The sequence below is a fragment of the Pseudomonas linyingensis genome (genome assembly GCF_900109175.1).
Lineage (GTDB): Bacteria > Pseudomonadota > Gammaproteobacteria > Pseudomonadales > Pseudomonadaceae > Geopseudomonas > Geopseudomonas linyingensis.
The window spans coordinates 106,962-132,598 of sequence record NZ_FNZE01000001.1 but is presented as its reverse complement, the minus strand read 5'-3'; the positions used below and the strand labels follow the sequence as shown (position 1 = coordinate 132,598).

At 65.9% G+C, this 25,637-nt stretch carries 20 protein-coding genes and 2 tRNA genes; 10 read left to right on the top strand and 12 right to left on the bottom strand.

Annotation, left to right across the window (positions count from 1 at the left end; genetic code table 11):
* Positions 1 to 127: 127 nt before the first annotated feature.
* Both BMZ19_RS00655 and BMZ19_RS00650 read left to right on the top strand, forming a co-directional pair.
* On the top strand, positions 128 to 904 hold the full coding sequence (locus BMZ19_RS00655; protein WP_090305315.1) for a creatininase: 777 nt from the start codon (positions 128 to 130) through the stop codon (positions 902 to 904).
* 104 nt (positions 905 to 1,008) lie between these two features.
* Positions 1,009 to 2,403, top strand: a complete 1,395-nt coding sequence (locus BMZ19_RS00650; protein WP_090305312.1) for a purine-cytosine permease family protein — start codon at positions 1,009 to 1,011, stop codon at positions 2,401 to 2,403.
* Between the two features lie 173 nt (positions 2,404 to 2,576).
* Here BMZ19_RS00650 and BMZ19_RS00645 read toward each other — a convergent pair whose 3' ends face one another.
* Positions 2,577 to 3,590 carry a GlxA family transcriptional regulator gene (locus BMZ19_RS00645; protein WP_090305309.1) on the bottom strand — a complete coding sequence of 338 codons (1,014 nt, stop codon included), beginning with the start codon at positions 3,588 to 3,590 and terminating at the stop codon, positions 2,577 to 2,579.
* 469 nt (positions 3,591 to 4,059) lie between these two features.
* Between BMZ19_RS00645 and glyA the strand changes: the two genes are divergently transcribed.
* From glyA to purU, 6 genes are all read left to right on the top strand, one after another.
* Positions 4,060 to 5,313 (top strand): serine hydroxymethyltransferase, encoded by a 1,254-nt coding sequence (glyA, locus tag BMZ19_RS00640; protein WP_090305307.1) that lies wholly within the window; start codon positions 4,060 to 4,062, stop codon positions 5,311 to 5,313.
* A 106-nt stretch (positions 5,314 to 5,419) separates the two neighbouring features.
* Positions 5,420 to 6,670: a sarcosine oxidase subunit beta gene (locus tag BMZ19_RS00635; RefSeq protein WP_090305305.1), complete on the top strand. Its 1,251-nt coding sequence runs from the start codon at positions 5,420 to 5,422 to the stop codon at positions 6,668 to 6,670.
* Positions 6,671 to 6,681: 11 nt separating this feature from the next.
* Complete coding sequence (locus tag BMZ19_RS00630; RefSeq protein WP_090305302.1) at positions 6,682 to 7,008, top strand: sarcosine oxidase subunit delta; 327 nt, start codon at positions 6,682 to 6,684, stop codon at positions 7,006 to 7,008.
* A complete protein-coding gene (locus tag BMZ19_RS00625) occupies positions 7,005 to 10,022 on the top strand; it encodes a sarcosine oxidase subunit alpha (RefSeq protein WP_090305299.1) in 3,018 nt (1,005 codons plus the stop codon). Before BMZ19_RS00630 ends, BMZ19_RS00625 begins: the two co-directional genes overlap by 4 nt.
* The gene (locus tag BMZ19_RS00620; protein WP_090305296.1) at positions 10,015 to 10,644 is read left to right on the top strand and encodes a sarcosine oxidase subunit gamma; all 630 of its coding nucleotides are present in this window, start codon (positions 10,015 to 10,017) and stop codon (positions 10,642 to 10,644) included. Before BMZ19_RS00625 ends, BMZ19_RS00620 begins: the two co-directional genes overlap by 8 nt.
* Before the next feature lie 128 nt (positions 10,645 to 10,772).
* Positions 10,773 to 11,630, top strand: coding sequence for a formyltetrahydrofolate deformylase (gene purU / locus BMZ19_RS00615; RefSeq protein WP_090305293.1), 858 nt, complete (start codon positions 10,773 to 10,775; stop codon positions 11,628 to 11,630).
* Positions 11,631 to 11,691: 61 nt separating this feature from the next.
* On the opposite strand, the gene BMZ19_RS00610 is transcribed toward purU, so the two are convergent.
* The 9 genes from BMZ19_RS00610 to rnr form a co-directional block, all read right to left on the bottom strand.
* The gene (locus tag BMZ19_RS00610) at positions 11,692 to 13,974 is read right to left on the bottom strand and encodes a YgiQ family radical SAM protein (RefSeq protein WP_090305290.1); all 2,283 of its coding nucleotides are present in this window, start codon (positions 13,972 to 13,974) and stop codon (positions 11,692 to 11,694) included.
* Positions 13,975 to 14,068: 94 nt separating this feature from the next.
* Positions 14,069 to 15,142 (bottom strand): alanine racemase, encoded by a 1,074-nt coding sequence (gene alr / locus BMZ19_RS00605; protein ID WP_090305287.1) that lies wholly within the window; start codon positions 15,140 to 15,142, stop codon positions 14,069 to 14,071.
* A gap of 84 nt (positions 15,143 to 15,226) precedes the next feature.
* Positions 15,227 to 16,621, bottom strand: coding sequence for a replicative DNA helicase (gene dnaB / locus BMZ19_RS00600; protein ID WP_090305284.1), 1,395 nt, complete (start codon positions 16,619 to 16,621; stop codon positions 15,227 to 15,229).
* A gap of 113 nt (positions 16,622 to 16,734) precedes the next feature.
* Positions 16,735 to 17,181: a 50S ribosomal protein L9 gene (rplI, locus tag BMZ19_RS00595; RefSeq protein ID WP_090305281.1), complete on the bottom strand. Its 447-nt coding sequence runs from the start codon at positions 17,179 to 17,181 to the stop codon at positions 16,735 to 16,737.
* Positions 17,182 to 17,202: 21 nt separating this feature from the next.
* On the bottom strand, positions 17,203 to 18,096 hold the full coding sequence (locus BMZ19_RS00590; protein ID WP_090305279.1) for a YybS family protein: 894 nt from the start codon (positions 18,094 to 18,096) through the stop codon (positions 17,203 to 17,205).
* Between the two features lie 34 nt (positions 18,097 to 18,130).
* Positions 18,131 to 18,361 (bottom strand): 30S ribosomal protein S18, encoded by a 231-nt coding sequence (rpsR, locus tag BMZ19_RS00585; RefSeq protein WP_090213622.1) that lies wholly within the window; start codon positions 18,359 to 18,361, stop codon positions 18,131 to 18,133.
* A gap of 31 nt (positions 18,362 to 18,392) precedes the next feature.
* On the bottom strand, positions 18,393 to 18,803 hold the full coding sequence (gene rpsF / locus BMZ19_RS00580) for a 30S ribosomal protein S6 (protein WP_090305276.1): 411 nt from the start codon (positions 18,801 to 18,803) through the stop codon (positions 18,393 to 18,395).
* A gap of 163 nt (positions 18,804 to 18,966) precedes the next feature.
* Positions 18,967 to 19,719, bottom strand: coding sequence for a 23S rRNA (guanosine(2251)-2'-O)-methyltransferase RlmB (rlmB, locus tag BMZ19_RS00570; RefSeq protein WP_090305270.1), 753 nt, complete (start codon positions 19,717 to 19,719; stop codon positions 18,967 to 18,969).
* Complete coding sequence (rnr, locus tag BMZ19_RS00565; RefSeq protein ID WP_090305268.1) at positions 19,716 to 22,469, bottom strand: ribonuclease R; 2,754 nt, start codon at positions 22,467 to 22,469, stop codon at positions 19,716 to 19,718. Before rnr ends, rlmB begins: the two co-directional genes overlap by 4 nt.
* Before the next feature lie 203 nt (positions 22,470 to 22,672).
* On the opposite strand from rnr, the gene BMZ19_RS00560 reads away from it, so the two are divergent.
* Positions 22,673 to 22,759, top strand: a tRNA-Leu gene (locus BMZ19_RS00560).
* Positions 22,760 to 22,832: 73 nt separating this feature from the next.
* Positions 22,833 to 22,919 (top strand) — tRNA-Leu (locus BMZ19_RS00555).
* 170 nt (positions 22,920 to 23,089) lie between these two features.
* Here the strand turns inward: BMZ19_RS00555 and BMZ19_RS00550 are convergent.
* Together BMZ19_RS00550 and BMZ19_RS00545 are read right to left on the bottom strand one after the other, a co-directional pair.
* Entirely contained in the window at positions 23,090 to 24,385 is a 1,296-nt protein-coding gene (locus BMZ19_RS00550; protein WP_090305266.1) for an adenylosuccinate synthase, read from the bottom strand.
* A gap of 54 nt (positions 24,386 to 24,439) precedes the next feature.
* The gene (locus BMZ19_RS00545; protein WP_090305263.1) at positions 24,440 to 25,627 is read right to left on the bottom strand and encodes an ATP phosphoribosyltransferase regulatory subunit; all 1,188 of its coding nucleotides are present in this window, start codon (positions 25,625 to 25,627) and stop codon (positions 24,440 to 24,442) included.
* Positions 25,628 to 25,637: the final 10 nt, after the last annotated feature.

Here is a 25,637-nt window from a genome sequence, read left to right as displayed (position 1 = left end):
AAAACCTAACCGATATCTGCTATCTGGTGCGCAGCCACGCAGCGGGGCTCTCTCCGGAGCCTGCGCTGCCCTGCGAACAGAGGGCACGGGCCCGGTCTCGGGCCTGTCCGCTCCACGGAGAACAACAATGAGCAAGAGCGTTTTCGTTGGCGAACTGACCTGGAAGGAATACGAAGCGCAGGTCGCCCAGGGCGACTGCGTACTGATGCTGCCGGTCGGCGCCTTGGAACAGCACGGCCACCACATGTGCATGAACGTCGACGTGTTGCTGCCCACCGCAGTCTGCCAGCGGGTCGCCGAGCGCATCGGCGCCCTGGTGCTGCCCGGACTGCAATACGGCTACAAGTCGCAGCAGAAGTCCGGCGGCGGCAACCACTTCCCCGGCACCACCAGCCTGGACGGCGCCACCCTCACCGGCATGGTGCAGGACATCATCCGCGAGCTGGCCCGCCATGCCGCGCGCCGCCTGGTGCTGATGAACGGCCACTACGAGAACTCGATGTTCATCGTCGAGGGCATCGACCTGGCCCTGCGCGAGTTGCGCTATGCCGGCATCCACGACTTCAAGGTGGTAGTGCTGTCCTACTGGGACTTCGTCAAGGACCCGGCGGTGATCGAACAGCTCTACCCCGAGGGCTTCCTCGGCTGGGACATCGAGCACGGCGGCGTCTTCGAGACCTCGCTGATGCTCGCTCTCTACCCCGGCCTGGTACACCTGGACAAGGTGGTCGACCACCCGCCAGCCACTTTCCCGCCCTACGACGTCTTCCCGGTCGACCCGGCGCGCACGCCGGCGGCGGGCACCCTGTCGTCGGCGAAGACCGCCAGCCGGGAGAAGGGCGAACTGATCCTCGAGGTGTGCGTCAGCGGCATCGCCGAGGCCATCCGCCAGGAGTTTCCCTAAACCAACCGCGCCCGAGAGGCGCCAAGCCTCGCACTGAACTGCCGATCAGCGACTTCAACAACAAATACAAAAGGATCCTCGCGATCCGAGAGGAAGCTTCAGCTATGTCGAATTCAGACGCACACAAAGAGTACGGTCTCAGCAAGATAGCCCCGCACGAACGCAGCTACGGCTTCATCGACACGGTCTGGCTCTGGTTCGGCTCGGGAGTCAACACCGGCTCCTGGTTCTTCGGCGGCATGGCCGCATCGCTGGGCATGATGTTCGTGCTGCAGTACAGCGTGCTGTGGCTGCCGCTGATGATGATTCCCTGGGCGGCGGTCGCCTACATAGGTTACCGCTACGGCGCCAGCACCGCGGTGGTGGCGCGTCCGTCGCTGGGCACCAAGGGCTCGCGGCTGACCGGCATCGCCCAGTTCCTGGTGCTGATCGGCTGGCCCAGCGTCAACAGCTTCATCGCCGCCATCTCGCTGAGCCACGTGTTCGGCGCTGCCTTCGACTGGCCGGTATTCGGCCAGCCGGGCTCCACGGGACCGATGGTGCTCGGCATCCTGCTGACCGCCGTGGCCCAGGGGGTGATCGCCTTCCTCGGTCATGAGGCGATCCGCTACCTGGAGCGCATCGCCGGCTTCCTGCTGCTGGTGCTGGGCGGCTGGGTCACCTACATCGTCCTGTCGAAGTGGAACCTTGAGCAGATCATGGCCTTCCAGGTCCAGAATCCGACCCACAGCATAGCCTTCTTCATCGACCTGGCGTTCGGCTTCTCCTGGACCTGGGCGCAGGTGGCGGACTTCTCGCGCTTCTCCAAGACCGGCCGGGCGGCCACCGTGGGCAGCTGGCTGGGCCTGAACATCGGCCAAGGCTGGTTCATGCTGATCGGCGCGATCGGCACCATCGGCGTCGCCCTGCAGACCGGCAGCATCGACCCGAACAACTCCGACCCGAGCTCCACCCTGGCCACCCTCGGCCTGGGCATGGTGTCCTTCCTGGTGCTGATCTTCGCCACCGTGAGCACCAACGTCAGCGTGCTCTACGGATCGGGCATGGGCCTGCTCAGCGCCTTCAAGGGTCTGACGCCGAAGAAGGCCCTGGCGATCATCGTGGTGCTGCAGCTGGCGCTGTGCTTCGTGCCGATGGCGTTCGACTCGTTCCTGCACTACTTCGAAACCTTCCTCGGCGTGATCGGCGGCCTGTTCATTCCCCTCTGGACGATCATCCTGATGGACTACTTCGGCGTGCGCGGCAAGCGTCTTTCCGATGCTGACCTGTTCGCCGAGGCCGGTGGGGCCTACTACGGCAGCACGGGATGGAACGCGGCGGGGATCGCGTCGCTGGTACTGGGCTTTGCGGTGTACTTTGTCCTGGCCCACGTATTCAAGGATATTGCCGCCCAGACTACCGCGAGCATCCCGGCGATCATGGTGTCTGGTTTGGCCTACGCGCTGCTAGTGAAGAAGCCTGCCGTGGCGCTTAGCGCGAGCTTCGAGCGAGGCGCCTGACAGCCCCTAGATCTGGATGTTGAAGAATGCCGCTCCCTGAGAAGGGGCGGCATTGTTGTTTTCAGGGGATATGGGTCGCGGGTTGCCCCATCGACTTCGCAGGCACGCTGTCGGAGCTGGATGGTCAGCACGCTGCCCACAAATCGCCATCACGAAGGCTACGCGCCAGCCCCTCAGCTGTGCAGCGGGCTCTGCTGGCGCTCGCCGCGCGGCGAGTGGCCGAAGAAGCGGCTGTAGCACTTGGAGAAGTGCGCCGGCGAGGCGAAGCCGCAGGCCAGGGCAACGTCGCGCACCTGCGACTCGCTGCGCAACAGCAGGTCGCGGGCGCGGCTCAGACGCAGCTGCAGGTAGTACTGGCTCGGCGTGCGGTCCAGATACTTGTGGAATAGCCGCTCCAGCTGACGCACCGACACTTCGTTGAGCTGGGCCAGCTCCTCCAGCTCCAGCGGCTCTTCCAGATTGGCCTCCATGATCGCGACTATCTGGCTCAGCTTGGGCTGGGCGTGGCCGAGCTTCTGGCGCAGCGGCACGCGCTGCTGCTCGCGGGCGCCGCGCATTCGGTCGCAGAGCAGCAGTTCGGCCGCGCGCGTGGCGATCTCCATGCCGTTCGGCTCGCGGGCGATCAGCTGCAGGGTCATGTCCATCGACGCGGTGCCGCCGGAACAGGTGTAGCGGTCGCGGTCCAGCTCGAACAGCTGGTTGGAGATGACGATGTCCGGGAAGCGTTCCTTGACCTGCTCGATATCCTCCCAGTGCAGGGTGCAGCGATAACCGTTGAGCAGACCGGAACAAGCCAGCAGGTGGCTGCCCGTACAGATGCCAGCCAACGGTATGCCGTGCGCGGCCTGGCGGCGCAGCCAGTTGATCAGCCCGCGGGGGTATTTCGCTGGCATGGGGTTGGAGCCGACCACGAAGATCGCGTCCAGCTGCGGTACATCCTCGAGGCAATGGTCGGGCACCACGCGCATGCCGTTGCTGGCCTGTACCGGCTCGAGGTCCTGGGCGATCACCAGGGTACGGTACAGCGGGCGGCGGGCCGCCAGGTTGGTCATGCGCAAGGTCTCGATCGCCGAGGCGAAACCGATGGTGGTGAAGTTGGGGATCAACAGGAAACCGAAGGTCTTGGCCTGCCCGCTGTCCGGGCTGACCGTCGCAGCCAGATTCGCTGCCGTCGACACACGCGCCATTACTGCTACTCCTCACGGGCCGTGCCGCAGCGGACAGGGACTGCCCCGGGCGTTTCGGCCGATTCTTGTTCTTGTTTTCAGGGAGGTCTTCGAGCCTCCGCAACGGATCTTACACCCATTCGCGACATCCTCCAGTGCCGTCGACGACTCCCCCCCGGCATCGACCTGGGACACACGTGCCGCGCTGTGTCGCACGCTACGCACCTGCCCCGCCCTGTCCGTGCAGGTCAGTTTGAGCATTTTCACGTCGCAAATAGGCAAATGGGCCGCCGGGCTATTTCGCACAATCTGCTCAACAAGCTTTCCAGCCGGCTCGCGCCGGCGGCGCCAGCCCTCTCCGGACAAGTGGCGACACGGCTCGGCGAGGCGCCCCACGCAGCTTAGGGGGGCGGAAGGTACGCCCCGATCAACCCGGGCCTGGGCAGCCCGATTCCAACTGGCGACCACGAATGTCGCAGGGAGATCCGAGATGTTCAGCAAGCAAGACCAGATCCTGGGTTACGACAACGAACTGCTCGACGCCATGGACGCCGAAGAGGCGCGCCAAGAGCACCACTTAGAGCTGATCGCCTCGGAGAACTACACCAGCAAGCGCGTCATGCAGGCCCAGGGCAGCGGCCTGACCAACAAGTACGCCGAAGGCTATCCGGGCAAGCGCTACTACGGCGGCTGCGAGCACGTCGACAAGGTCGAGGCGCTGGCCATCGAGCGTGCCAAGCAGCTGTTCGGCGCCGACTACGCCAACGTCCAGCCGCACTCGGGCAGTCAGGCCAACGCCGCGGTCTACCTGGCCCTGCTCAATGCCGGCGACACCATCCTCGGCATGAGCCTGGCCCACGGCGGCCACCTGACCCACGGCGCCAAGGTGTCGTCCTCAGGCAAGCTGTACAACGCCGTGCAGTACGGCCTGAATCCCGAGACCGGGCTGATCGACTACGACGAGATCGAGCGCCTGGCGCTGGAACACAAGCCGAAGATGATCGTCGCCGGCTTCTCCGCCTACTCCAAGACCCTCGATTTCGCCCGTTTCCGCGCGATCGCCGACAAGGTCGGTGCCTACCTGTTCGTCGACATGGCCCACGTCGCCGGCCTGGTCGCCGCCGGTCTGTACCCCAACCCGATCCCCTTCGCCGACGTGGTCACCACCACCACTCACAAGACCCTGCGCGGCCCGCGCGGCGGCCTGATCCTGGCCAAGTCCAACGAGGAGATCGAGAAGAAGCTCAACTCCGCGGTGTTCCCCGGCGCCCAGGGCGGCCCGCTGATGCACGTGATCGCCGCCAAGGCGGTGTGCTTCAAGGAAGCCATGGAGCCCGGGTTCAAGGACTACCAGGCACTGGTGATCAGGAACGCCCAGACCATGGCCCAGGTGTTCATCGAGCGCGGCTACGACGTGGTCTCCGGCGGCACCGACAACCACCTGTTCCTGCTCAGCCTGATCAAGCAGGGCCTGACCGGCAAGGCCGCCGACGCCGCCCTCGGTCGCTGCGGCATCACCGTGAACAAGAATGCTGTGCCCAACGACCCGCAGTCGCCCTTCGTGACCTCGGGCATCCGCATCGGCACCCCGGCGATCACCACCCGCGGCCTCAAGGAAGCGCAGAGCGCCGAACTGGCCAGGTGGATCTGCGACGTCCTCGACCATCTCGGCGATGCCGACGTCGAGGCCCAGGTCGCTCGCCAGGTGGCCGGACTGTGCGCCGACTACCCGGTTTATCGCTGAGTCGTTAGTCCCCGGGGCGATTGAGGGGCATCCCGGCCAGCCCGCGGAGCCCCTCACCCCGACACTCTCCCCACGGAGAGGGTGACAAGTATCAGGAGCCTCCCAGATGCAACAATATTCCGGCTTCGGCCTGTTCAAGCACTCCCTGAGCCACCACGAAAACTGGCAACGCATGTGGCGCAATCCGACGCCGAAGCCGGTCTACGACGTGATCATCGTCGGCGGTGGCGGCCACGGCCTGGCTACCGCCTACTACCTGGCCAAGGAATTCGGCGTGAAGAACGTCGCGGTAGTGGAAAAGGGCTGGCTGGGTGGCGGCAACACCGCGCGCAACACCACCATCGTCCGCTCCAACTACCTGTGGGACGAGGCGGCGCACCTGTACGAGCACGCGATGAAACTGTGGGAAGGCCTGTCCCAGGACCTTAACTACAACGTGATGTTCTCCCAGCGTGGCGTCTACAACCTGTGCCACACCCTGCAGGACATGCGCGACTCGGCGCGCCGGGTCAACGCCAACCGCCTGAACGGTGTGGACGGCGAACTGCTGGACGCCCGCCAGGTGGCCGAGGAGATTCCCTACCTCGACTGCAGCAAGAACACCCGCTACCCGATCATGGGCTCCACCGTTCAGCGTCGCGGCGGCGTGGCCCGTCACGATGCCGTGGCCTGGGGCTACGCCCGTGCCGCCGATGCCCTGGGCGTCGATCTGCTGCAGAACACCGAAGTGATCGGTTTCCGCAAGCAGGATGGCGCGGTGATCGGTGTCGAGACCACGCGCGGCTTCATCGGCGCCAAGCGCGTCGGCGTAGTCACCGCCGGCAACTCCGGCCACATGGCCAAGCTGGCCGGCTTCCGCCTGCCGCTGGAATCCCACCCGCTGCAGGCCCTGGTGTCCGAGCCGATCAAGCCGATCATCCACAGCGTGATCATGTCCAACGCGGTGCACGGTTACATCAGCCAGTCCGACAAGGGCGACCTGGTGATCGGCGCCGGTATCGACGGCTACAACGGTTACGGCCAGCGCGGCTCCTACCCGACCATCGAGCACACTCTGCAGGCCATCGTGGAGATGTTCCCGATCCTCTCCCGGGTACGCATGAACCGTCAGTGGGGTGGCATCGTCGACACCACCCCGGACGCCTGCCCGATCATCTCCAAGACCCCGGTGAAGAACCTGTTCTTCAACTGCGGCTGGGGTACCGGCGGCTTCAAGGCCACCCCAGGCTCGGGTCATGTGTTCGCGGCGAGCCTGGCGCGTGGCGAGATGCACCCGCTGGCCAAACCTTTCTCCATCGACCGTTTCCACACCGGCGCACTGATCGACGAGCACGGCGCAGCAGCCGTGGCTCACTAAGGAGACCCGCCATGTTGCACATCTTCTGCCCCCACTGCGGCGAGCTGCGCTCCGAAGAGGAATTCCATGCCAAGGGTCAGGCGCACATCCCCCGCCCCCTGGAGCCGAATGCCTGCACCGACGAGGAGTGGGGCGACTACATCTTCTTCCGCGACAACCCACGCGGCATCCACCACGAGCTGTGGGTGCACGCCGCCGGTTGCCGCAAGTACTTCAACGCCACGCGCCACACCGTGAGCTACGAAATCCTCGAAACCTACAGGATCGGTGAGAAACCCACCGTCACCGAGGCCACCGTCGGCGAGAAGAAAGCCACGACCGCAGGAGTAACGGCATGAGCCAGGTCAACCGTCTTCCCAAGGGTGGCCGCGTCGATCGCAGCCAACCGCTGACCTTCACCTTCAACGGCGAGAACTACCAGGGCTTCGCCGGTGACACCCTGGCCGCAGCCCTGCTGGCCAACGGCGTCGACATCGTCGGCCGCAGCTTCAAGTACTCCCGTCCGCGCGGCATCGTCGCAGCCGGTGCGGAGGAGCCCAACGCAGTCCTGCAGATCGGCTCCACCGAGTCCGCCCAGGTGCCCAACGTGCGCGCCACCCAGCAGGCGCTGTACGCCGGCCTGGTGGCCAGCAGCACCAACGGCTGGCCGAACGTGAAGAACGATGTCATGGGCATCCTCGGCAAGGTCGGCGGCGGCATGATGCCGCCTGGGTTCTACTACAAGACCTTCATGTATCCGCAGAACCTGTGGCTGACCTATGAGAAGTACATCCGCAAGGCCGCCGGTCTCGGCCGTGCGCCCCTCGAGGTCGACCCGGACATCTACGACCACCTGAACCAGCACTGCGACGTGCTGGTGATCGGCGCCGGCCCGGCTGGCCTGGCCGCTGCCCTGGTCGCTGGCCGCAGCGGTGCCCGCGTGATTCTGGCCGACGAACAGGAAGAGTTCGGCGGCAGCCTGCTGGACACCCGCGAAACCCTGGACGGCAAGCCCGCTACCGAGTGGGTGGCCAAGGTCATCGCCGAGCTGGAAAAAATGCCGGAAGTGACCCTGCTGCCGCGCGCTACCGTGAACGGCTATCACGACCACAACTTCCTCACCATCCACCAGCGCCTGACCGACCACCTGGGCGAGATCGCGCCCCGTGGCCAGGCCCGTCATCGCGTCCATCGCGTCCGCGCCAAGCGCGTGGTACTGGCCGCCGGCGCCCACGAGCGTCCGCTGGTGTATTCGAACAACGACCTACCCGGCAACATGCTCGCCGGCGCCGTCTCCACCTACGTGAACCGCTACGGCGTGGCCCCCGGCCGCCAACTGGTGCTGTCCACCAACAACGACTACGCCTACCGCGTAGTGCTGGACTGGCTGGATGCCGGCCAGCAGGTGGTGGCCGTGGCCGATGCCCGCAGCAACCCGCGTGGTGCCTGGGTGGAAGAGGCCCGTGCCCGTGGCGTGCGCGTCCTTACGGGCAGCGCCGTGGTCGAAGCCCGTGGCAACAAGCGCGTCAGCGGTGCCCGCATCTGCGCCATCGACCTGAAGAACCACAAGGTCACCAGCTCCGGAGAACTGGTCGAGTGCGACCTGATCGTCAGCTCCGGCGGCTACAGTCCGGTGGTGCACCTGGCGTCGCACCTGGGCGGCAAGCCGACCTGGCGTGAAGACATCCTCGCCTTCATCCCCGGCGAAGGCTTCCAGAAGCGCCACTGCGCCGGTGCCGTGAATGGCGTATTCGGCCTGGGCGATGTCCTGGCGGACGGCTTCGAAGCCGGTGCCAAAGCCGCTGCGGGAGCAGGCTGCAAAGTGGTCGAAGGCAGCATGCCGAAAACCGAGAAACGCAAGGAAGAAGCTGCGGTTGCGCTGTTCCAGGTGCCCCACGAGAAGTCCACCTCCCGTGCACCGAAGCAATTCGTCGACCTGCAGAACGACGTGACCTCCGCCGGTATCGAACTGGCTACCCGCGAGGGCTTCGAGTCGGTCGAGCACGTCAAGCGCTATACCGCGCTGGGCTTCGGTACCGACCAGGGCAAGCTCGGCAACATCAACGGCCTGGCCATCGCGGCCAAGTCGATGGGCATCAGCATCGCCGAGATGGGCACCACCATGTTCCGCCCGAACTACACCCCGGTGACCTTCGGCGCCGTGGCCGGCCGTCACTGCGGCCCCCTGTTCGAGCCCAAGCGCTACACCGCCATGCACCGCTGGCACCTGGAGCAGGGCGCGGAATTCGAGGACGTCGGCCAGTGGAAGCGCCCGTGGTACTTCCCCAAGCGCGGCGAAGACATGCACGCTGCGGTGGCCCGCGAATGCAAGGCCGTGCGTGACAGCGTGGGCATCCTCGACGCCTCCACCCTGGGCAAGATCGACATTCAGGGTCCGGATGCGCGCGAGTTCCTCAACCGCGTCTACACCAACGCCTGGACCAAGCTGGATGTGGGCAAGGCCCGCTACGGCCTGATGTGCAAGGAAGACGGCATGGTCTTCGACGATGGCGTGACCGCCTGCGTCGGCGAGAACCACTTCATCATGACCACCACCACCGGCGGTGCCGCCCGGGTGATGGAATGGCTGGAGATCTACCACCAGACCGAATGGCCGGAGCTGAAGGTCTACTTCACCTCGGTCACCGACCACTGGGCGACCATGACCCTGTCCGGCCCCAACAGCCGCAAGCTGCTGGCCGAAGTCACCGACATCGACCTGGACAAGGACGCCTTCCCCTTCATGACCTGGAAGGAAGGCCTGGTCGGCGGCGTACCGGCGCGGGTGTTCCGTATCTCCTTCACCGGCGAGCTGTCCTACGAGGTGAACGTGCAGGCCGACTACGCGCTCGGCGTGTGGGAGAAGATCGTCGAGGCCGGCAAGAAGTACAACCTGACCCCCTACGGCACCGAAACCATGCACGTGCTGCGGGCCGAGAAGGGCTTCATCATCATCGGCCAGGACACCGACGGCTCGGTAACCCCGGACGACCTGAACATGGGCTGGTGCGTCGGGCGCAACAAGCCGTTCTCCTGGATCGGCTGGCGCGGCATGAACCGCGAAGACTGCCTGCGCGAAGACCGCAAGCAACTGGTGGGACTCAAGCCCATCGACCCGAACAAGGTACTGCCGGAAGGCGCCCAGCTGGTGTTCGATCCGAAGCAGTCCATCCCGATGAAGATGGTCGGCCACGTCACCTCCAGCTACATGAGCTCGACCATGGGTTATTCCTTCGCCATGGCCGTGGTCAAGGGCGGCCTCAAGCGCATCGGCGAGCGCGTGTTCGCGCCGCTGACCGATGGCAGCGTGATCGAAGCCGAAATCTGCAGCTCCGTGTTCTATGACCCGAAAGGGGACCGCCAGCATGTCTAACGTGAACGTCTACAAACAGCGTCCTGATGCCGCCCGCGCCGAATCGCCGCTGTTCCATGCCGGCCTCGATGAGCTGGCGCGCAAGGGCAAGAGCAGCGCCGGCGTGATCCTGCGCGAGAAGAAGCTCCTCGGCCACTTGGTGATCCGTGGCGACGCCAAGGACCCGGCCTTTTCCGGCGGTGTGCACAGTGCCCTGGGCCTGGAGCTGCCGGTGGCACTCACCCTGGTGGCCAAGGGCGACACCTCGCTGCAATGGCTCGGCCCGGATGAGTGGCTGTTGATCGTGCCCAGCGGCCAGGAGTTCGAGATCGAACAGCGCCTGCGCAAGGCACTGGACGGCCAGCACATCTCGGTGGTGAACGTCAGCGGTGGCCAGACCATCGTCGAACTCTCCGGCACCAATGCCCGTGACGTGCTGATGAAGTCGACCACCTACGACGTGCACCCGAGCAACTTCCCGGTGGGCAAGGCCGTGGGCAGCACCTTCGCCAAGGCTGGCGCGGTGATCCGCCACACCGGCGAAGACACCTGGGAACTGCTGATCCGTCGCAGCTTCTCCGACTACATCTGGCTCTGGCTGCAGGATGCCAGCGCCGAGTACGGACTGGCGGTGAAAGCCTGACGGCAACATGCCCCCCCTCCCGCTTGCGGGAGAGGGTTGGGTGAGGGAGGCCTAGCTGCATCTGGAGCAGCCCACACCCCCGGCCCCGCCCCAGCAGGAGAGGGCAGACAAAACACCCGAGTACGCATATGAGCCGCACACCCGATACCTGGATTCTCACCGCCCACAGCCCGAGCCTGCTCGGCACGGTGGACGTGATCACCCGCTTCCTGTGCGAACAGGGCTGCTACGTCACCGAGCACCACAGCTTCGACGACCGCCAGGCCTGTCGCTTCTTCATCCGCGCCGAGTTCCGCGCGCCCGCCGGCTTCACCGAGGCGGACTTCCGCGCCGAGCTGGCGCGGCGGGTCGCGCCCTTCGCCATGGAGACCGAGCTGACCCCACCGGGTTACCGGCCCAAGGTGGTGATCATGGTCTCCAAGGCCGACCACTGCCTCAACGACCTGCTCTACCGCCAGCGCATCGGCCAGTTGCCGATGGACATCACCGCGGTGGTGTCCAACCATCCGGACCTCGAGCCGCTGGCCCGCTGGCACGGCATCCCCTACCACCACTTCCCCCTCGACCCGCTGAACAAGTCCGCCCAGGAAGCGCGGGTGCTCGAGGTGATCGAAGGCTGCGGCGCCGAACTGGTGATCCTTGCCCGCTACATGCAGGTGCTCTCCGCCGAGCTGTGCCGTCGTCTCGACGGCCGCGCGATCAACATCCACCACTCGCTGCTGCCCGGCTTCAAGGGTGCCAAGCCCTACCACCAGGCCTACCAGAAGGGGGTCAAGCTGGTCGGCGCCACCGCCCACTTCATCAACAACGACCTCGACGAGGGTCCGATCATCACCCAGGGCGTCGAGCCGGTGGACCATGCCCACTACCCCGAGGACCTGATCGCCAAGGGCCGCGACATCGAGTGCCTGACCCTCGCCAAGGCAGTCGGCTACTTCCTCGAGCGCCGGGTGTTCCTCAATGCCAACCGCACCGTGGTTCTCTGAAAAGCAAAAGGCCGGAGCCATGAACTCCGGCCTTTTGCCGTCTATCGAGTGGGAGGACGCCTCAGCGCGTGCCCGGCCGCTTGCCGGCCGGCTTCTTCTTGCCACGGGCAAACGCCTGCGCCTTGCCTTCCTCGCCCTTGCTCCACGCCTTGCTGCCATCGCTGGCCCGCGGCGGCAGGCCGTTGTGCTGGGTCAGCAGCGGCTTGCCCGAGGCGGCCCCGCCAACCTTCTTGCTGCCCACCGGGGTGGAGTTCTTGCGCCGCGCACTCTGGTAGCCGCCATCGCCGGCCGGCTGGGTGGCCGGAATCAGCTGGTGCTTGCCCGGACCGATCAGATCGCTGCGCCCCAGCTCCTTCAGCGCCTCGCGCAGCAACGGCCAGTTCTTCGGGTCGTGATAGCGCAGGAAGGCCTTGTGCAGGCGGCGCTGGCGCTCGCCCTTGACGATGGTGACGCTCTCGCTCTTGTAGGTGACCTTGCGCAGCGGGTTGCGCCCCGAGTGGTACATGGCGGTGGCGGTAGCCATCGGCGACGGGTAGAAGGCCTGCACCTGATCGGCGCGGAAACCGTTGCGCTTGAGCCACAGGGCGAGGTTCATCATGTCCTCGTCGGTGGTTCCCGGGTGCGCGGCGATGAAGTACGGGATCAGGTACTGCTCCTTGCCCGCCTCCCTGGAGAACTTCTCGAACATCTTCTTGAAGCGGTCGTAGGTGCCGATGCCCGGCTTCATCATCTTGTCCAGCGGACCGCGCTCGGTGTGCTCCGGAGCGATCTTCAGGTAGCCGCCGACATGGTGGGTGACCAGCTCGCGCACGTACTCCGGCGACTCCACGGCGAGGTCGTAGCGCAGGCCGGAGGCGATGAGGATCTTCTTCACCCCGGGCAGCGCGCGGGCGTCGCGGTACAACTGGATCAGCGCCGAGTGGTCGGTATTCAGGTTCTGGCAGATGCCCGGATACACGCACGACGGCTTGCGGCATGCCGCTTCAATCTCCGGGCTCTTGCAGGCGATGCGGTACATGTTGGCGGTCGGCCCGCCCAGGTCGGAGATCACCCCGGTGAAGCCCGGCACCTTGTCGCGGATCTCCTCGATCTCGCGCAGGATCGATTCCTCCGAGCGGTTCTGGATGATCCTGCCTTCGTGCTCGGTGATCGAGCAGAAGGTGCAGCCGCCGAAGCAGCCGCGCATGATGTTGACCGAGAAGCGGATCATCTCGTAGGCCGGGATCTTCTCGCCGTTGTAGGCCGGGTGCGGCACGCGGGCGTAGGGCAGGCCGAAGACGTAGTCCATCTCCTCGGTGGTCAGCGGAATCGGCGGCGCGTTCAGCCACACGTCGCTGTCGCCGTGGCGCTGTACCAGCGCGCGGGCGTTGCCCGGATTGGTCTCCAGGTGCAGCACGCGGTTGGCGTGAGCGTAGAGCACCGCGTCGCTGCGCACCTTCTCGAACGACGGCAGGCGGATCACCGTCCTGTCGCGCTCCAGGTGCGGATGCGGCAGCAGCTCGACCGGCCTGGCCTCATTCGGATCCCCCACCTCGCCACGGTCGGCCGCCCCCTTGCCCTGCTCGATGGCGCAGGCCTCGAGGTCCTGGGTGTTGACGTAGGGGTTGATGATCTTGTCGACCTTGCCCGGGCGGTCGATGCGCGTGGAATCGATCTCGAACCAGCTCTCGGGGGTGTCGCGGCGCACGAAGGCGGTGCCGCGCACGTCGGTGATCGACTGCACCGGCTGACCGGCCGCCAGGCGCTGGGCGACCTCGACGATGGCGCGCTCGGCGTTGCCGTACAGCAGCAGGTCGGCCTTGGCGTCCATCAGGATCGAGTGGCGCACCTTGTCCTGCCAGTAGTCGTAGTGGCCAATGCGGCGCAGCGAGGCCTCGATGCCGCCGAGGATGATCGGCACGCCCTTGTAGGCTTCGCGGCAGCGCTGACTGTAGACCATGCTGGCGCGGTCCGGGCGCTTGCCGGCCATGCCGCCGGCGGTATAGGCGTCGTCCGAACGCGCCTTGCGGTCGGCGGTGTAGCGATTGATCATCGAGTCCATGTTGCCGGCCGCCACGCCGAAGAACAGGTTCGGCTCGCCGAGCTTCATGAAGTCGTCTTTCGACTGCCAGTCCGGCTGGCTGATGATGCCGACGCGGAAGCCCTGGGCCTCGAGCAGACGGCCGATGATCGCCATGCCGAACGACGGGTGATCGACGTAGGCGTCACCGGTGACGATGATGATGTCGCAGGAATCCCAGCCAAGCAGATCCATCTCATCCCGACTCATCGGCAGGAAGGGTGCGGGCCCGAAACACTCGGCCCAGTACTTGGGATAGTCGAACAGCGGCTTGGCGGCGTGCATGGCGATGACCAGGAACTCTCGGAGGGATTTACGCGGGCGCGGAGGATAGCACAAAAAATGAGCAAACCCGACTCAGCAAGTCGGGATTAGCGCCTCAGTAGCGATGCCGGCGCGGCACCCGCGCGGTGACCTTGCTGAGCAGCTCGTAGCCGATGGTGCCGCAGGCCGCGGCCACCTCGTCCACCGGCAGCTGCGCGCCCCACAGCTCGACCGGCGAACCGACCCGGGCTTCGGGCAGCGTGGACAGATCCACGGTGAGCAGGTCCATGGAAACCCGACCGACCAGCGGCACGCGCTGGCCGCAGACCAGCACCGGCGTGCCGGCCGGGGCGCTGCGCGGGTAGCCGTCGGCATAGCCGCAGCTGATGGTGCCGATACGCGTCGGCCGCTCGGCGACCCAGCTGGCGCCGTAACCGACGCTGTCGCCGGCCGGCACCTCGCGCACCGCGATCAGCGCGCCACTGAGAGTCATCACCGGCTTGAGGCCCAGCTCCGCCGCCGAGCGGTCGGCGAACGGGCTGGCGCCATACAGCATGATGCCCGGACGCAGCCAGTCCAGGTGCGCCTCGGGACGGGTAAGGATCGCCGCCGAGTTGGCCAGCGAGCGGTTGGCGAAGGGCAGATCGTCCAGACTGCGATACACGGCCAGCTGCGCGGCATTGAGCGGATGCTCGGGCAGGTCGGCGCAGGCGAAGTGGCTGAGCAGATTGAGTTCGGCCACCTGCTCGGCGCTGCTCAACCGGGCATGCCAGGCACGCAGCTCGGCCGCACTGAAGCCCAGGCGATGCATGCCGCTGTCCAGCTTGAGCCAGACGTTCAGCGGCTGGCCCAGCGCTGCGCCGAGCAGCGCCTCGGCCTGTTCGGCACTCTGCACCACCACGTCCAGCGCCAGGCGCGCCGCCGACTGGTACTCGGCCGCCTCGAAGCAACCCTGCAGCAACAGCAGCCGCGCCTTGCCGTGCAGGCCACGCACCTCGCCGGCCTCCTCCAGGCAGGCGACGACGAAGCCATCGGCCTCCGGCAGGGCGCTGACCACCTCGCGCGCGCCATGCCCGTAGGCATTCGCCTTGACCACCGCGAAGGTCTGCCGCTGCGGCGCACAGGCCTTGGCCAGTGCATAGTTGTAGCGGATGGCGGACAGATCGATGGTGGCAACCAGGGGGCGCATGACGGTTCGGCCTCGAAACGGAAAACGGGCGCCCATCTTACCCGCTGGGCGCCCGCTTTCCTTGATCCGGCTATGGCTTCGCGGTCATTCGTCCTCGAAGTTGTACATCCCCGGCGCCAGGTTCTCGAAGCGCGTGTACTTGCCGAGGAAGGCCAGACGCACGGTACCGATCGGGCCGTTCCGCTGCTTGCCGATGATGATTTCGGCGACGCCCTTGTGCTCTGTTTCCGGGTGATAGACCTCGTCGCGGTAAACGAACATGATCACGTCGGCGTCCTGCTCGATGGCGCCCGACTCGCGCAGGTCGGAGTTGATCGGACGCTTGTTCGGCCGCTGCTCCAACGAGCGGTTGAGCTGCGAGAGCGCAATCACCGGGCAGTTGAATTCCTTGGCCAGGCCCTTCAGCGAGCGGGAGATCTCGGAGATCTCGTTGGTGCGGTTCTCGCCGCCCCCACCGCCGATCTGCATCAGCTGCAGGTAGTCGACCATGATCATCGCCAGATCGCCGTGCTCGCGCACCAGGCGGCGGGTGCGCGCGCGCATTTCCGAAGGAGTGATCCCGGCGGTGTCGTCGATGAACAACTTGCGCTCGTTGAGCAGGTTGACCGCCGAGGTCAGCCGCGGCCAGTCGTCGTCGTCGAGGCGCCCGGAGCGCACCTTGGTCTGATCGATGCGCCCTAGCGAGGACAGCATACGCATCACCAGCGACTCGCCGGGCATCTCCAGCGAGTAGACCATCACCGCCTTGTCGCTGCGCAGCACGGCGTTCTCCACCAGGTTCATGGCGAAGGTGGTCTTGCCCATCGACGGACGGCCGGCAACGATGATCAGGTCGCCGGGCTGCAGACCGCTGGTCTTGTCGTCCAGGTCGGCGAAGCCGGTGGAGATGCCGGTGATCGCCTCGTGGGTGTTGAACAGGGTGTCGATGCGGTCGATGGCCTTGGTCAGCAGCTCGTTGAGGCCAACCGGGCCGCCACTCTTCGGCCGCGCCTCGGCGATCTGGAAGATCTTGCGCTCGGCCTCGTCGAGCACCTCGTCGGCGCCACGCCCCTGCGGGTTGTAGGCGCTGTCGCCGATCTCGTTGCTGATGCCGATCAGCTGACGCAGGGTGGCGCGCTCGCGGATGATCTGCGCGTAGGCCTTGATGTTGGCCACCGAGGGGGTGTTCTTGGCCAGCTCGCCGAGATAGGCCAGACCACCGGTCTGGGCCAGCTGCCCTTCCTTGTCCAGCTGCTCGGACAGGGTGACCACGTCGAACGGCTGGTTGCGTTCGGCCAGCTTGTAGATGGCACGGAAGATCAGCCGATGATCGTGGCGATAGAAGTCGCCATCGGAGACCAGATCCAGCACCCGTTCCCAGGCATTGTTGTCCAGCATCAGGCCACCGATCACGGCCTGCTCGGCCTCGATGGAATGCGGCGGCACCTTGAGGGCGGCGGTTTCCAGATCGTACTGTTCGGGGACGCTGATTTCGTTCATGGGCTCGCGATGTTCTGTGCTGCAGAAAGACAAAGGGCACGCCTGCGAAGACGCAGGACGTGCCCGATGTTAACCGCCCGGCATCATCGATGCACGGGCGCTGGGTGGGTGCCTCAGGCAGCCACCACCACCACGCGAACGGTGGCTTCGACGTCGCTGTGCAGGTGCACGGCCACGTCGTATTCGCCGACCTGACGGATGGTACCGTTGGGCAGGCGGACTTCGCTCTTGGCCACTTCCACGCCGGAGGCGGTCAGGGCGTCGGCGATGTCGTGGGTACCGATGGAACCGAACAGCTTGCCTTCATCGCCAGCGGTGGCGGTGATGGTGACTTCCAGTTCGGCCAGCTCGGCAGCGCGGGATTCGGCGTAGGCCTTCTTCTCGGCAGCCAGCTGTTCCAGCTCGGCACGGCGGGCTTCGAAGGCAGCGACGTTCTCGGCGCTGGCCACGGTGGCCTTGCCCTGCGGCAGCAGGAAGTTACGGCCGTAACCGGCCTTGACGTTCACCTTGTCGCCCAGGTTGCCCAGGTTGGCGATTTTTTCCAGCAGGATGATTTCCATTTGGCTCTAACCTCTTAACTTTTAACCTTCACCGTCCGTGGGACCACTCGCACCATCGCGCGCAGCACGCCCACGGAAATCAAACAGACTGTCGACTACGGCCAACACGACCAACAACGGATACACCAGCTGCATGAACAACAGCAGCGAGACGTACAGCCCCACCAGCCAGAAACGCCCCAAGCGCTGCTGAGCCACCAGCCCGTGCAGCAGGGCCACCCCGGCAAACGCCAGCGGCACGCTGCACAGCGGCGTCAGCATGGCCAGCTCGATGCCCAGACCCGGCAGCAGGAAGATTCCCACCAGCAGAACCACGGCGATCGGCGCCGGAAGTCGTACCGCGCGAAACTCGCGGGCAAAACCACCCGGGTTGTACAGCAGCGCCTGCCAGTAACGTCCCAGCAGCAGGCTGAGCAGACTGAGCAGCTGCAACAGGGCAGCCATCAGGCCGGTCAGCACCGGCGTCAGCAGATTGCCGACCCGCGCCTTCTCGTCCGCACTCATCTGCTGGTAGGCCTCGCCCAGCATCTGCGGCATCAGCTCGAGCAGCTCGGCGGCGTTGCGCTTGACCGTCTCGCCGAATACGGCATCGATGATCACGCCATACAGCACACCGAGCAGCACGCTGGCCAGCAGCACCCGCGTCCAGGAGACGCTGGCACGCAACACCAGGGCCAGGACCAGCGTGCCGAACAGCACCAGCAGCGGCCGCGGCTCGCCGAAGTGCCACCACAGCAGGGTCGGCAGCAGCGCCCAGGCCACGATGCCCAGGGCATCGTGGAGACCGCGGCGCAGCACCACCAGCGAGCCGGCGGCCGCGCTCACCCAGAACAGCAGGGGCAGCGCCGCCGCGATGACCACCGCGAAGGTGGCCTGCAGGCGTCCGCGCATGACGAAGTCAGCCAGTGCCCGCATCTATTGCGTCCGTTGACCTGTCGACGGCCGGGCCTTAACGGCCGTGGCTGTCGGTGTAGGGCAGCAGGGCCAGGTAGCGGGCGCGCTTGATAGCGGTAGCCAGCTGACGCTGATACTTGGCTTTGGTACCGGTGATACGGCTCGGAACGATCTTGCCGGTTTCGGAAACGTAGGCCTTCAGGGTGTTGAGATCCTTGTAATCGATCTCCAGAACACCTTCAGCGGTGAAACGGCAGAACTTGCGACGACGGAAAAAACGTGCCATGAAAGTGGCTCCTCAAAACTGGTTACGAAGATTACTCGTCGGCGCTGTCGCCGTCGCTGCCTTCAGCGGCGCCTTCGGCGCTGTCGCTGCGGTCACGACGCTCGCGGCGCTCGTTGCGGCTTTCTTCGGCCTTGAGCATCTCGGACTGTTCGGTCACGGCTTCGTCGCGACGGATGACCAGGTTGCGGATCACGGCGTCGTTGTAGCGGAAGTTGTCTTCCAGCTCGGCCAGGGCAGCGCCGCTGCACTCGACGTTCATCAGCACGTAGTGAGCCTTGTGGACGTTGTCGATGGCGTAGGCCAGCTGACGACGACCCCAGTCTTCCAGACGGTGGATCTTGCCGCCGTCTTCTTCGATGGTCTTGGTGTAACGCTCGACCATACCGCCAACCTGCTCACTCTGATCCGGGTGAACCAGGAAGACGATTTCGTAATGACGCATAAATGCTCCTTACGGTTATGCAGCCTGCCGCCAGAGCGGTCAGGCAAGGAGTGAATGTTTCGTATGTGCTTGCCGGCCGCGGGCGCGCATGCGCCTGCCAGAACGACAAGGGGTGGCATTGTACGGAGGGCGGCGGCGCCCCGCAAGCGATGCGGGGCGCGATTCAGGCGCCGGTGGACGGCCGGCGCTGACGCACAGCCTCGAACAGGCAGACGCCGGTAGCCACCGAGACGTTGAGACTGCTGACGCTGCCGCCCATCGGCAGCTTTGCCAGGTAGTCGCAGTGCTCGCGGGTCAGCCGGCGCATGCCACTGCCCTCGGCGCCCATCACCAGCACGGTCGGCCCGCGCAGGTCGAGATCATAGATTTCCTGGGTCGCCTCGCCGGCGGTGCCGACGATCCACAGCCCCTGCTGCTGCAGCTTCTCCAGGGTGCGCGCCAGGTTGGTCACCGCCACCAGCGGAATCACTTCGGCAGCGCCACAGGCGACCTTGCGTACCGTGGCGTTGAGGGTGGCCGACTTATCCCTGGGCACGATCACCGCCTGCACGCCGGCGGCATCGGCGGTGCGCAGGCAGGCGCCGAGGTTGTGCGGATCGGTCACCCCGTCGAGCACCAGCAGCAGCGGCACCGACTCCTTGCGCGCCAGCAGCTCCTCGAGGAAGTTCTCGCCCCACACTTGGCTGGGACTGACCTCGGCGACCACGCCCTGGTGCACGCCTTCGGCCCATTCGTCCAGCTCGCGCCGCTCGCGCTGGCCGACCGGCACGCGCGCCGCCCCGGCCAGCTGCACCAGCGCCTGCACACGCGGATCCTGGCGACCCTCGGCCAGCCACAGCTGCTTGACCCGCTTGGGATGATGGCGCAGCAATGCCTCCACGGCATGCACGCCGTAAACCCGTTCCCACTGACTCATTCTTTGACCTTGCGTTTACGTATGGCTCGCCCGCCCGGCGCATCCGCCGCGGGCGTCTTGTCGGTTGCCCCGACCACCTTGCCGGCCTTGCTCGGCTTGGCAATCTTCACCGGGCGGTGGGTGACCTTCTTGCCTGCCGCCTTGCTGGCGCCGACCGCCTTGGCCTTGCCGCCCTTGCCTTCCTTGGCCGCCTTCGCCGGTGCCCGCGATTCGTCGAGCAGCTTTTTCTTCAGCGCGCGACTCTTTTCCACCTCGGTATTGCCCAGCAGCATGTCGGCCTGCTCCAGCAGCTGCGGGGCCACTTCCGGCAGGGCCTGCACCCGCCCGGTCTTGCCCGCCCGAGTGCGCGACACCGGCTCCACCGGCGCCTCGCTCGCCCGCGATGCATCCGCCTGGCGGGTGTCGGACTTGCGTCCGCCCGTCTTGGTCTTGCCTGCCCGGGCCTTGCCCGAGCCGCCCTTGCCCGCAGCCGACTTGCCGCCCTCGCGCTGGCGCGCTGGCGCGGCAGCCGGGACGGCGCCGGCGACTTCGAAGTCGATCTTGCGCTCGTCCAGATCGACCCGCGCCACCAGCACCTCGATGGTGTCGCCCAGCCGATAGCTGCGCCCGGAGCGCTCGCCACTCAGGCGGTGATGGACCGGATCGAAGTGGTAGTAGTCACCCGGCAGCGCGGTCACGTGCACCAGCCCCTCGACGTAGATGTCGGTCAGCTCGACGAACAGACCGAAACCGGTGACCGCGGTAATCACCCCGGGGAAGGTCTCGCCGACGTGCTCGCGCATGTACTCGCACTTCAGCCAGTTGACCACGTCGCGGGTCGCCTCGTCGGCGCGCCGCTCGGTCATCGAGCACTGCTCGCCGAGCTGCTCCAGACGACCCTCGTCGTACGGATAGATGCGCGCCTTGGGCATGCTCGCCGCCCCGACCCGGCGCACCTTGTCGGAAGTGCGCTTGGAGCGGATCACGCTGCGGATCGCCCGGTGCACCAGCAGGTCCGGATAGCGGCGGATCGGCGAGGTGAAGTGGGTGTAGGCCTCGTAGTTGAGGCCGAAGTGGCCGGCATTGTCCGGGCTGTACACCGCCTGACTCAGCGAGCGCAGCATGACCGTCTGGATCAGGTGCTGGTCCGGACGCTCGCGCACCGCCTCGAGCAGGTTCAGGTAGTCCTTGGGCGTCGGCTCGCCCTTGCCGCGGTACAGGGTCAGCCCCAGCTCGCCGAGGAAGCTGCGCAGCTTTTCCAGCTTCTCCGCCGGCGGGCCGTCGTGCACCCGGTACAGCGCCGGCACCTCGTGCTCCATGAGGAAGCGCGCGGTGGCGACGTTGGCGCAGAGCATGCACTCCTCGATCAACCGGTGCGCATCGTTGCGCTGGGTCGGGCGGATCTCGGTGATCTTGCGGTCGGCGCCGAAGACGATGCGCGTCTCCTGGGTCTCGAAGTCGATGGCGCCGCGCACCTGGCGTGCCGCCAGCAGTGACTTGTATAGCGCATACAGCTGACGCAGGTGCGGCACCAGGTGCGGCATCTGCTGGCGCAGGTACTTGGCTTCGGTGGAGTTGGGCTTCTCCAGCAGCTGGCTGACCTTGGTGTAGGTCAGTCGCGCATGGGAGTGGATCACCGCCTCGTAGAACTGGTAGCCGGTCAGCTCGCCGCTCTTCGACACGGTCATCTCGCAGACCATGGCCAGGCGATCGACCAGCGGATTCAGCGAGCACAGGCCGTTGGACAGCTCCTCGGGCAGCATCGGGATCACCCGCTCGGGGAAATACACCGAGTTGCCGCGCTTGACCGCCTCCTCGTCCAGCGCCGAACCAACCTTCACATAGTGCGATACGTCGGCGATGGCGACGAACAGGCGCCAGCCGGCCCCCTTGACCGCCTCGGCATACACCGCGTCATCGAAGTCGCGGGCATCCTCGCCATCGATGGTGACGAAGGGCAGCTCGCGCAGATCGACGCGCTTGTGCTTGTCCTTCTCCTCCACTTCGGGCTTGAGCTTCTTCGCCTCGGCGAGCAGCGCCTGCGGCCACTCGTGGGGCAGGTCGTAGCTGCGCATGGCGACCTCGATCTCCATGCCGGGCGCCATGTAGTCGCCGAGCACCTCGACCACTTCACCCTGGGCCTGACGGAACACCGTCGGCCACACATCGATGCGCACCTGGACGAACTGGCCGTGGTGCGCCGCACCCTGCTTGCCCGGCAGGACCAGCACCTGCTGCTGGATCTTCGGATTGTCAGCCACCACCATGGAAATGCCGCTTTCCTCGAAGAAACGGCCAACCAGCGTTTCATGGGCGCGCTCGAGCACCTCGACCAGCGCGCCTTCTCGACGCCCGCGCCGATCGAGACCAGAGACCCGTGCCAGCGCACGGTCGCCGTCGAACACCAGGCGCATCTGCGCCGGACTGAGGAAGAGGTCGTCGCTGCCGTCGTCGGGAATCAGGAAGCCGAAGCCGTCGCGATGGCCGCTGACGCGCCCGCGGATCAGGTCCAGCTTGTCCACCGGGGCATAGGCGCCGCGACGGGTATAGATCAGTTGGCCATCGCGCTCCATGGCACGCAGCCGGCGGCGCAGGGCCTCCTCGGCCTCCTCGCCAGCCAGACCCAGCTCTTCGAACAACTGGGCACGGGAAGCCGGCGCACCGCGCTCGGCCAGGTGCGCCAGGATCAGCTCGCGACTGGGGATGGGGTTTGCGTATTTTTCCGCTTCGCGGGCGGCCTCGGGATCGAGGGTTTGCCAATCATCGGCCATATGTCCGGTTTTACCTGTGGTTGTCTTGCTCGTGGTCATGCCTATATTGAAGCGCGAAAGCGGCGCCTAGCGCAGCCTCGTCGGCACAATAAAATTTTTTCATATCAGGGGTTTACAAGCTTCCGAAGCCCCCGTATAGTTTGCGCCCACAGCAGCAGTGATCGCTGTAACGATAGAGCAGATGAGCAATCATCGCACTATTAGCCCAGGTGGCGGAATTGGTAGACGCGCTGGTTTCAGGTATCAGTGGTGGCAACACCGTGGAAGTTCGAGTCTTCTCCTGGGCACCAATTCTAAACATCTGCTTCGGCAGATGTGCAGCAAGAAGCAGTCAGCTTCGTCGTGTAACGGCAAAAATGGCACGCCCAGATGGCGGAATTGGTAGACGCGCTGGTTTCAGGTATCAGTGGTGGCAACACCGTGGAAGTTCGAGTCTTCTTCTGGGCACCAATTCGAAAAAACCGGATCTTAGGATCCGGTTTTTTTTCGCCTGCAGAAAAGCATCAACCCTCTTCAGGCCTCGACCGAGCCTGACCGGTACCATTCGCCAGCTCTTCAGGGCGCTTCTTCAGGACAAAAAAAAGACCGCCCGCAGGCGGTCTTTTTCAGGCAACCAGCGATCAGGCGTAGGGATGACGCAGGACGATGGTTTCGTTGCGGTCCGGACCGGTGGAGATGATATCGACCGGCGCACCGACCAGCTCTTCAACGCGCGCAATGTAGGCGCGCGCATTGGCCGGCAGCTCTTCGAGGGACTTGGCGCCCACGGTGGATTCACTCCAGCCCGGCATTTCCTCGTAGACCGGCACCAGGCCGACATAGCTGTCGGCGTCGGTCGGCGCTTCGCTCATCAGCTCGCCGGCGGCGTTCTTGTAGGCCACGCACAGCTTGACGGTTTCCAGGCCGTCGAGCACGTCGAGCTTGGTCAGGCACAGGCCGGAGACCGAGTTGATCTCGATGGCGCGACGCAGGATCACCGCATCGAACCAGCCGCAGCGACGGGCACGACCGGTGGTGGAACCGAATTCGTGGCCCTTCTCGGCCAGGCGCGCACCGACGTCGTCGAACAGCTCGGTGGGGAACGGACCGGAGCCGACACGAGTGGTGTAGGCCTTGGTGATGCCGAGAATGTAGTCCAGGTACAGCGGACCGAAGCCGGAACCGGTGGCGACGCCGCCGGCGGTGGTGCTGGAGCTGGTCACGTACGGGTAGGTGCCGTGATCGATGTCCAGCAGCGAGCCCTGCGCGCCCTCGAACATGATGCAGGCATCAGCCTTGCGCAGCTCGTGCAGACGGGCGGTGACGTCGACGACCATCGGCTTGAGGATCTCGGCGTAGGCCAGCGCCTCGTCGAGGGTCTTCTGATAGTCGACCGGATCGACCTTGTAGAAGTTCTCGAGGACGAAGTTGTGGTAGGTCAGCAGCTCCTTGAGCTTGACCGCGAAACGCTCGGGATTGAACAGGTCGGCGATGCGCAGACCGCGACGGGCCACCTTGTCCTCGTAGGCCGGACCGATGCCGCGACCGGTGGTGCCGATCTTGCCTTCGGAACGGGCTGCTTCGCGGGCCTGGTCCAGGGCCACGTGGTACGGCAGGATCAGGGTGCAGGCCGGGCTGATGCGCAGGCGCTCGCGCACCGGCACACCCTTCTCTTCCAGCTTGGTGATTTCCTTGAGCAGCGCATCCGGCGCCACCACCACACCGTTGCCGATCAGGCACTGCACGTTGTCGCGCAGGATGCCGGACGGAATCAGGTGCAGCACGGTCTTCTCGCCGTCGATCACCAGGGTGTGACCGGCGTTGTGGCCGCCCTGGTAGCGCACCACGGCGGCAGCCTGGTCGGTCAGCAGATCGACGATCTTGCCCTTGCCCTCATCACCCCACTGGGTGCCCAGGACCACGACATTCTTACCCATAACACTTGTCCCCTCGTGGAAGGTCGGTACCGGCGCGCACGCCGGTGAAAAAACTCAGGAAGCCAGCGGCGAGACCTGCCAGCCACCCTCCTGTAAACGCAATTCGCTGTCGCAGCCGGCCTCGCGGGCGTCCGCCAGGGTCTGCCCCGGCAGCGCCTGGACCACACGACGGCCGCTGCGACGCAGCTCGAGCACGGTCTGCCACAGCCGTGCATCACCGCTCTGCGGCGCCCAGATACCCCGCGGGTCGGCAGCCTGGATGGCCTGCCCCAGCGTCACCAGGGCCTTCAGATCGGTGGAGAAGCCGGTGGCCGGACGCGCGCGACCGAAATCGGCGCCGATATCGTCGTAACGCCCGCCCTGGGCGATGGACTGGCCGACGCCAGGCACGAAGGCGGCGAACACCATGCCGGTGTGGTAGTGATAGCCGCGCAGCTCGCCCAGATCGAAATACAGCGGCAGCGCCGGGTAGCGCGCGCTCAGCTCGCCGGCCACCTCTTCCAGCTCGGCCAGCGCCGCCAGCACATCGGCCGGGGCTGCCACCAGCAGCTGGCGCGCCTCGGCCAGCACTTCACGGCCGCCACACAGCTCGGCCAGCGCGCGCAGCATGGCCGCCTGCTCGGCCGGCAGCGCCGCAGTCAATGCCGCCACCTCGTCGATGGCCTTGCGCTGCAGGGCGTCGAACAACTGCTGTTCGGTTTCGCCGGACAGCCCGGCCGCGCGGGCCAGGCCGCGGTAGATGCCGACATGACCGAGATCCATGTGCACTTCGGCCACCCCCGCCAGTTCCAGCACCTCGAGCATAAGGCTGATGACCTCGCGATCGCTGGCCGTGCTGGCATCGCCGTACAGCTCGGCGCCGATCTGGATCGGACTGCGCGAGGTGGACAGCGCCGCCGGGCGCGCATGCAGCACGCTGCCGGCGTAGCACAGGCGGCTCGGTCCTTCCTGGCGATGGGTATGGGCGTCGAGTCGCGCCACCTGTGGCGTGATGTCGGCGCGAAAGCCCATCTGCCGACCGGACAGCGGATCGGTGACCTTGAAGGTGCGCAGGTCGAGATCCTGCGCAGCCCCGGTAAGCAGGGACTCCAGGTATTCGACATGCGGAGTGATGACGAGCTCGTAGCCCCAGTTGCGGAACAGATCCAGCACCTGACGGCGAGCCGTCTCTATGCGTGCGGCCTCTGCCGGCAGCACTTCTTCGATTCCGTCCGGCAGCAGCCAGCGGTCCAGCGTTGCCATATTGCCTCTC

Bases quoted from the DNA above. Each gene is read 5' to 3' on its own strand.
- BMZ19_RS00625 (WP_090305299.1), top strand. From the start codon at position 7,005: ATGAGCCAGGTCAACCGTCTTCCCAAGGGTGGCCGCGTCGATCGCAGC.
- BMZ19_RS00545 (WP_090305263.1), bottom strand. From the start codon at position 25,627: ATGGCAACGCTGGACCGCTGGCTGCTGCCGGACGGAATCGAAGAAGTG.
- BMZ19_RS00655 (WP_090305315.1), top strand. From the start codon at position 128: ATGAGCAAGAGCGTTTTCGTTGGCGAACTGACCTGGAAGGAATACGAA.
- BMZ19_RS00645 (WP_090305309.1), bottom strand. From the start codon at position 3,590: ATGGCGCGTGTGTCGACGGCAGCGAATCTGGCTGCGACGGTCAGCCCG.
- rnr (WP_090305268.1), bottom strand. From the start codon at position 22,469: ATGGCCGATGATTGGCAAACCCTCGATCCCGAGGCCGCCCGCGAAGCG.
- BMZ19_RS00590 (WP_090305279.1), bottom strand. From the start codon at position 18,096: ATGCGGGCACTGGCTGACTTCGTCATGCGCGGACGCCTGCAGGCCACC.
- BMZ19_RS00620 (WP_090305296.1), top strand. From the start codon at position 10,015: ATGTCTAACGTGAACGTCTACAAACAGCGTCCTGATGCCGCCCGCGCC.
- rplI (WP_090305281.1), bottom strand. From the start codon at position 17,181: ATGGAAATCATCCTGCTGGAAAAAATCGCCAACCTGGGCAACCTGGGC.
- BMZ19_RS00550 (WP_090305266.1), bottom strand. From the start codon at position 24,385: ATGGGTAAGAATGTCGTGGTCCTGGGCACCCAGTGGGGTGATGAGGGC.
- dnaB (WP_090305284.1), bottom strand. From the start codon at position 16,621: ATGAACGAAATCAGCGTCCCCGAACAGTACGATCTGGAAACCGCCGCC.
- rlmB (WP_090305270.1), bottom strand. From the start codon at position 19,719: ATGAGTCAGTGGGAACGGGTTTACGGCGTGCATGCCGTGGAGGCATTG.
- rpsR (WP_090213622.1), bottom strand. From the start codon at position 18,361: ATGGCACGTTTTTTCCGTCGTCGCAAGTTCTGCCGTTTCACCGCTGAA.
- BMZ19_RS00630 (WP_090305302.1), top strand. From the start codon at position 6,682: ATGTTGCACATCTTCTGCCCCCACTGCGGCGAGCTGCGCTCCGAAGAG.
- BMZ19_RS00650 (WP_090305312.1), top strand. From the start codon at position 1,009: ATGTCGAATTCAGACGCACACAAAGAGTACGGTCTCAGCAAGATAGCC.
- rpsF (WP_090305276.1), bottom strand. From the start codon at position 18,803: ATGCGTCATTACGAAATCGTCTTCCTGGTTCACCCGGATCAGAGTGAG.
- BMZ19_RS00635 (WP_090305305.1), top strand. From the start codon at position 5,420: ATGCAACAATATTCCGGCTTCGGCCTGTTCAAGCACTCCCTGAGCCAC.
- purU (WP_090305293.1), top strand. From the start codon at position 10,773: ATGAGCCGCACACCCGATACCTGGATTCTCACCGCCCACAGCCCGAGC.
- alr (WP_090305287.1), bottom strand. From the start codon at position 15,142: ATGCGCCCCCTGGTTGCCACCATCGATCTGTCCGCCATCCGCTACAAC.
- BMZ19_RS00610 (WP_090305290.1), bottom strand. From the start codon at position 13,974: ATGCACGCCGCCAAGCCGCTGTTCGACTATCCCAAGTACTGGGCCGAG.
- glyA (WP_090305307.1), top strand. From the start codon at position 4,060: ATGTTCAGCAAGCAAGACCAGATCCTGGGTTACGACAACGAACTGCTC.